Origin of the sequence: Bacillus sp. GMa5/1 (assembly GCF_050172015.1) — a bacterium.
GTDB classification, from domain to species: Bacteria; Bacillota; Bacilli; order Bacillales; family Bacillaceae_G; genus Bacillus_A; species Bacillus_A cereus.
Genome location: NZ_JBNLYC010000234.1, coordinates 1 through 5,267, shown reverse-complemented (window position 1 = coordinate 5,267; position 5,267 = coordinate 1). Strand labels below are relative to the sequence as shown.

Sequence of the window (5,267 nt, the reverse complement as noted above, 5' to 3'; positions counted from 1 at the left end):
ACTTCAAGTACAATAAAACAATACATACGTACATACAGGCGGGAAAAAATATGAACGAAAAATTAATTGAGAAAATGATTATAAAAAGTTTTCAGCAATATCAATGCAGTCCAATATCAAAAGAAGATCAGGAAATGCTAGTGAAACATATTCAAACGGTGACTCATTCAAATATTGAAATTGATTTATACGAGGAGATTGAGGATATTGTTTATGATTATGTGACTGGAAAACAATAAAAAATAGGAGATTTCCATGTGGAAATCTCCTATTTTTTACTTAATGATTTACCTGCTACACGTTCAAATAAACCTGGAAATAAAGCATAAAGTTTCGGGCCAATTCCCATCCACTTCGGTAAGTTTACTTCACGTTTTTTCGTGTGCATCGACTTTACGATTTGTTCTGCTACGTATGTTGGTTTTAACATGTAACGTCCCATATTCTTTACATAGGTACCAGATTGATCCGCTATTTCAAAAAAGTTTGTATCTATCGGACCTGGATTAATTGCTGTAACATAAATATCTGTATTCGCTAATTCCATGCGTAAACTATTCGTAAATCCTAATACAGCATGTTTCGTTGCTGCATACGCACTTGATTTCGGAGTTGCAATTTTTCCGGCAAGGGAAGCAATATTAATAATATGTCCTTCGTTCTTGTTTACCATATAAGGTAGTACCGCTTTCGTACATGCTACTAATCCAAATACATTTACTTGGAACATATCTTTCACTTCATCCATTGACGCATCTTCAAACGTTTTAAAAATACCAAATCCCGCATTGTTTACTAATATATCAATACGTCCCACTTCTTGTAATACCTTTGAAAAAACAGACTGTACTTCCATCTCTTCACTTACATCTAATACATAATAATAGCAAGGCGTATTATAAGTTTCTTTAATTTTGTCTACTAACGCTTGTAGTTTCTCTTCTGTTCGAGCCATTAATACGGGAGTCGCTCCCTGTGCTGCAACTTGCATTGCAACTTGCTCACCAATCCCACTAGAAGCACCTGTAATGACGATTACTTTATTTTGTAAACGTCCTGTCATTGCTGTCACCTACTTTGCATAATAAATCAATTGTTGCGATGATTCATCAATCATCACTTGTTGATTATATGCTAAATAGTCCAATTGTCCAACCGTTTCTGAAATAGTAAGTGGTAATTGTTCTTTATATAATACCGGAAATAGTTTTACACATACTTCAAATGCTGTCATTGGTTTTTCCTTTAATAACTCAAGCACTTTAAAAGCACGTGTTTCTTGCTTTTGTAATCTCGTTTCAATAAGTTGTTTCACATTTAGAACATCTTCCCCATGCCCTGATAAAATGCGTGAAATATTCATTTCGCTTAAACGCTGTAATGTTTGATTATATTGTAGTAATGGGCGTGCCCGTTCTGTTTGCCCTTCATATGGTGGTTCTAGTATTGGATTCGAAGAAATATGACTGATGAGAGCATCTCCACCAATTAATATTCCATCAGATTCTCTATATAAAGAAATATGAGTAGAAGCATGACCTGGTGTTTCAAGTACTATAAATCCAGGCAAAGAATCAATACGATCTCCTTCTCTCACAGTATGCGTTAACGATCTATTACAAGAATATTTAAGTGTCCTCGTCGTCAATAACGACTCGTCTTTCAAAAATGCTGCTGGCACACCAAACTGTAAGGCCGTCTCTCTAAAAAATTCATGATACCGCTTTAAAAATTCTGGATTTTGTGTGATCCAAGGCTCATTCCAAGGATGTCCAATAATATTCGTCTTCTCAGAAAATATATTTAAAAGTCCACAATGATCTGCATGATGATGCGTAATGACTACTGTTTCAATATCTTCTATCGTATGTCCTAATGCACCTAATTGACTTTCTAACGCATTCCTTGCCTCTTCTGTATTCGTCCCTGTATCAATTAATGTTAATGTCTCCCCCTCAACTAAAAACACATTCACAGTTTCCACTGCAAATGGTACAGGAATCTCCATTCGGTGAATCGCCGTCATGCTTAGCCCCCCTGTCTCTTTCCGGTTCAAAAATGAATACTTCTTCAGTTTACAACTTCTATATATATTTGTCATTATTTTCAGATAAAAAGAGGTGTTTCCTATACAAAAACGAATGTATGTACATTTATAAGAATTTCTAACCAAAATTAAAGGAGGAACATCATGTCTATTCAAAACATTTCCTTTCTCGGTGCAGGCTCTATTGCCGAAGCTATTATTGGTGGCTTGTTACATGCAAATGTCGTTAAAGGTGAACAAATTACTGTAAGTAATCGTTCTAACGAGACAAGATTACAAGAGCTACATAAAAAATACGGTGTCAAAGGTACTCATAATAAAAAAGAATTACTTACTGATGCAAATATTCTTTTTCTAGCAATGAAACCAAAGGATGTTGCAGAGGCGCTTACCCCTTTTAAAGAATACATAAATAATAACGTGCTTATTATTTCATTACTAGCAGGTGTTTCTACTCACTCAATTAGAAAACTACTTCAAAAAGACGTTCCAATTATTCGTGCAATGCCAAATACATCCGCAGCCATTTTAAAATCAGCTACCGCTATCTCCCCTTCAAAACATGCAACAGCGGAACATATTCACACTGCAACATCTTTATTTGAAACGATTGGTCTCGTCTCTGTTGTAGAGGAAGAAGATATGCATGCTGTCACTGCATTATCCGGAAGTGGACCTGCTTATATTTATTACGTAGTGGAAGCTATGGAAGAAGCTGCAACAAAAATTGGTTTAAAAGAAGATGTTGCAAAATCACTTATTCTTCAAACGATGATTGGTGCTGCTGAAATGTTAAAAGCAAGTGACAAACACCCTTCTATTTTGCGAAAGGAAATTACTTCTCCTGGTGGAACTACTGAGGCAGGTATTGAAGTATTACAAGAACATAAATTTCAACAAGCACTTGTTTCTTGTATTACACAGGCAACGAAACGATCACATAATCTTGGAAAAACATTAGAACAACTAACAAAAGAAAAATAGAAAAAGGAGCTCAAGTTTATTTGAGCTCCTTTTTCTATAATTACACTTAGTTATTGTTCTTCCCAAAAATCTCTTCTTGCAGGCGACGACCAGTCGGCGTTGCTGCAAGTCCACCTTCTGCTGTTTCACGAAGTGCTACTGGCATCGTTTGTCCGATTCTAAACATTGCCTCAATTACTTCATCACATGGAATTGTACTCGTTACACCAGCTAATGCTAAATCTGCTGAGATCATCGCATTTGCAGCTCCTGCTGCATTACGTTTTACACAAGGTACTTCTACAAGTCCTGCAACAGGATCACACACTAAACCAAGCATGTTCTTTAATGAAATTGCCATCGCTGTAGCTGCTTGATCTTGTGTTCCACCAGCCATCTCAACTGCAGCTGCAGCCGCCATTCCACTTGCTGAACCAACTTCAGCTTGGCATCCTCCTGCCGCACCAGAAATACAAGCGTTATTCGCAACAACCATACCGAAAGCTCCTGCTGTAAATAAGAATTCAATCATTTCTTCACGTGTAGGCTGCAATTTTTCTCTTAGTGCAAATAGTACACCTGGCACTGTTCCAGCAGACCCTGCTGTTGGTGTTGCACAAATAATTCCCATCGCTGCGTTTACTTCATTTGTTGCAACAGCTTTGCTTACTGCATCCAAAATCGTATCTCCAGATAAGCCTTTTCCACTCTTCATATACGCTTGAACTTTTACAGCATCTCCACCAGTTAAACCAGTTGGTGATTTCACGCCGCGAATACCACGTTCTACTGCTTGCTCCATCACTACTAAGTTCTTTTCCATACCAGCAATTACTTCTTCACGTGAAATACTTCTTGTTTCCATTTCACATTGAATCATAATTTCTGCGATTTTTACATTTTGTTCTTTAGCTTGCGCCACTAGTTCCGCTGCGTTCCGAAACATGGTGTGTCCCCCCTGCAATTATTCCATAATAGTTACTTGACAAATATTTTGTTGCGCTTTTATTTCTTCAATTACTTCATCTGCTAATAATTCATCTGTTTCGATGACCATAAGCGCTCTTCTTCCTTTTTCTTTACGAGATACACTCATCGTACTAATGTTAATCTCATGTTTCGCAAGGATTGAAGCTACTGCTGCAATAGCACCAAAGCGATCGTTATTTACAATAAGTAGTGCTGGGCTCGTGCCTGATAATTGAAGATCGAATCCGTTTAATTCTACAACTTCAATTTTACCGCCACCAATTGAGCAAGCAACAACTTCAATTTCATCTTCACCTTTATACAAACGAATTCTCGCTGTATTTGGATGAGGTGCATTGGCATCTTCTTCAATGAATTCCACTTCAATTTCGCGCTCTTTTGCTATTTCTAGCGCCTCTGGAATACGTAAGTCATCTGTTTCAAATCCTAATATTCCACCGATTAGTGCTACATCCGTACCATGCCCTCGATACGTCTTTGCAAATGATCCATATAACGAAATGCTTACTCTTTCTGGTTCATGACGAAACAGCTGGCGAGCAACTTGCCCCATTCTTGCCGCGCCTGCTGTATGTGAACTTGATGGTCCAATCATAACTGGACCGATAATATCAAATACTGAGCGATACTTCATCATAACTCCCCCTAAACCTCTATGAAAAAAATTTATTCTACTATTCTATTAAGCTGCTACATCTGTCGCTTTTCCAGTTGTACCACGAATTTGTTCTGCTATACGAATTGGATAGTTTTTAAATAAAAGTAATCCAATATAACCTGAAATAATACCAGTTATCATAATACATAAGAATCTTAGCATTATTTTCATTTAAAAATGATACAAGATAACCCACAATAAAGTCTGGTAGCAATCCAAAGTTTAACACAGAAGCCATTGCAAGCATAGCATAAACAAGTGATATAACCATTGCTAATGCAACTAAATTTGCACCTGCTATTCCACCTAGACTACCTGCTGATGTTCTGAACTCTTTTAAAGAGTGGTATACCAATTAAATCTCCACCACCTTATTAATAAAAAGCTTCAACTAAGGAACTTGCAATAGATACACTCGCTAATCATATCGTTTAGCTAAAAAGTGAAAAAGACTTATGACAAATAATAGTAATATCTTTCCTATTATAATTCTCGTGTTATTCTCTCATGATTTAGTCAACTTCACTTGTTACGATAATGACTAAAATACATGTGACTTATCATAAATTATAATCTGCCCTCATTATAGCTTGTTTTTTATAAAACGCT

Annotated in this window: 7 protein-coding genes; 2 read left to right on the top strand and 5 right to left on the bottom strand. The window is 36.7% G+C overall.

All coding sequences use genetic code 11. The annotated features are described in order from the left end of the window. Nucleotides 1-50 precede the first annotated feature (50 nt). Nucleotides 51-239 carry a YqzH family protein gene (locus ACQGSG_RS26240; protein WP_001003222.1) on the top strand — a complete coding sequence of 63 codons (189 nt, stop codon included), beginning with the start codon at nt 51-53 and terminating at the stop codon, nt 237-239. Nucleotides 240-268: 29 nt separating this feature from the next. On the opposite strand, the gene ACQGSG_RS26235 is transcribed toward ACQGSG_RS26240, so the two are convergent. Both ACQGSG_RS26235 and ACQGSG_RS26230 read right to left on the bottom strand, forming a co-directional pair. Next, nucleotides 269-1,063, bottom strand: a complete 795-nt coding sequence (locus tag ACQGSG_RS26235) for an SDR family NAD(P)-dependent oxidoreductase (RefSeq protein ID WP_000147791.1) — start codon at nt 1,061-1,063, stop codon at nt 269-271. Nucleotides 1,064-1,072: 9 nt separating this feature from the next. After that, nucleotides 1,073-2,026 (bottom strand): MBL fold metallo-hydrolase, encoded by a 954-nt coding sequence (locus ACQGSG_RS26230; protein ID WP_000125118.1) that lies wholly within the window; start codon nt 2,024-2,026, stop codon nt 1,073-1,075. 165 nt (nt 2,027-2,191) lie between these two features. On the opposite strand from ACQGSG_RS26230, the gene proI reads away from it, so the two are divergent. Further along, on the top strand, nt 2,192-3,031 hold the full coding sequence (gene proI, locus ACQGSG_RS26225; protein WP_000027253.1) for a pyrroline-5-carboxylate reductase ProI: 840 nt from the start codon (nt 2,192-2,194) through the stop codon (nt 3,029-3,031). Between the two features lie 46 nt (nt 3,032-3,077). On the opposite strand, the gene sdaAA is transcribed toward proI, so the two are convergent. From sdaAA to ACQGSG_RS26210, 3 genes are all read right to left on the bottom strand, one after another. Beyond that, nucleotides 3,078-3,956 (bottom strand): L-serine ammonia-lyase, iron-sulfur-dependent, subunit alpha, encoded by an 879-nt coding sequence (gene sdaAA, locus ACQGSG_RS26220; protein WP_000489461.1) that lies wholly within the window; start codon nt 3,954-3,956, stop codon nt 3,078-3,080. Nucleotides 3,957-3,974: 18 nt separating this feature from the next. Then, nucleotides 3,975-4,634: an L-serine ammonia-lyase, iron-sulfur-dependent subunit beta gene (gene sdaAB / locus ACQGSG_RS26215; protein ID WP_000877445.1), complete on the bottom strand. Its 660-nt coding sequence runs from the start codon at nt 4,632-4,634 to the stop codon at nt 3,975-3,977. A gap of 118 nt (nt 4,635-4,752) precedes the next feature. Next, a complete protein-coding gene (locus tag ACQGSG_RS26210; protein ID WP_098605450.1) occupies nt 4,753-5,013 on the bottom strand; it encodes a hypothetical protein in 261 nt (86 codons plus the stop codon). Between the last annotated feature and the right edge of the window lie 254 nt (nt 5,014-5,267).

Bases quoted from the DNA above. Each gene is read 5' to 3' on its own strand.
- sdaAA (WP_000489461.1), bottom strand. From the start codon at position 3,956: ATGTTTCGGAACGCAGCGGAACTAGTGGCGCAAGCTAAAGAACAAAAT.
- sdaAB (WP_000877445.1), bottom strand. From the start codon at position 4,634: ATGAAGTATCGCTCAGTATTTGATATTATCGGTCCAGTTATGATTGGA.
- proI (WP_000027253.1), top strand. From the start codon at position 2,192: ATGTCTATTCAAAACATTTCCTTTCTCGGTGCAGGCTCTATTGCCGAA.
- ACQGSG_RS26240 (WP_001003222.1), top strand. From the start codon at position 51: ATGAACGAAAAATTAATTGAGAAAATGATTATAAAAAGTTTTCAGCAA.
- ACQGSG_RS26230 (WP_000125118.1), bottom strand. From the start codon at position 2,026: ATGACGGCGATTCACCGAATGGAGATTCCTGTACCATTTGCAGTGGAA.
- ACQGSG_RS26235 (WP_000147791.1), bottom strand. From the start codon at position 1,063: ATGACAGGACGTTTACAAAATAAAGTAATCGTCATTACAGGTGCTTCT.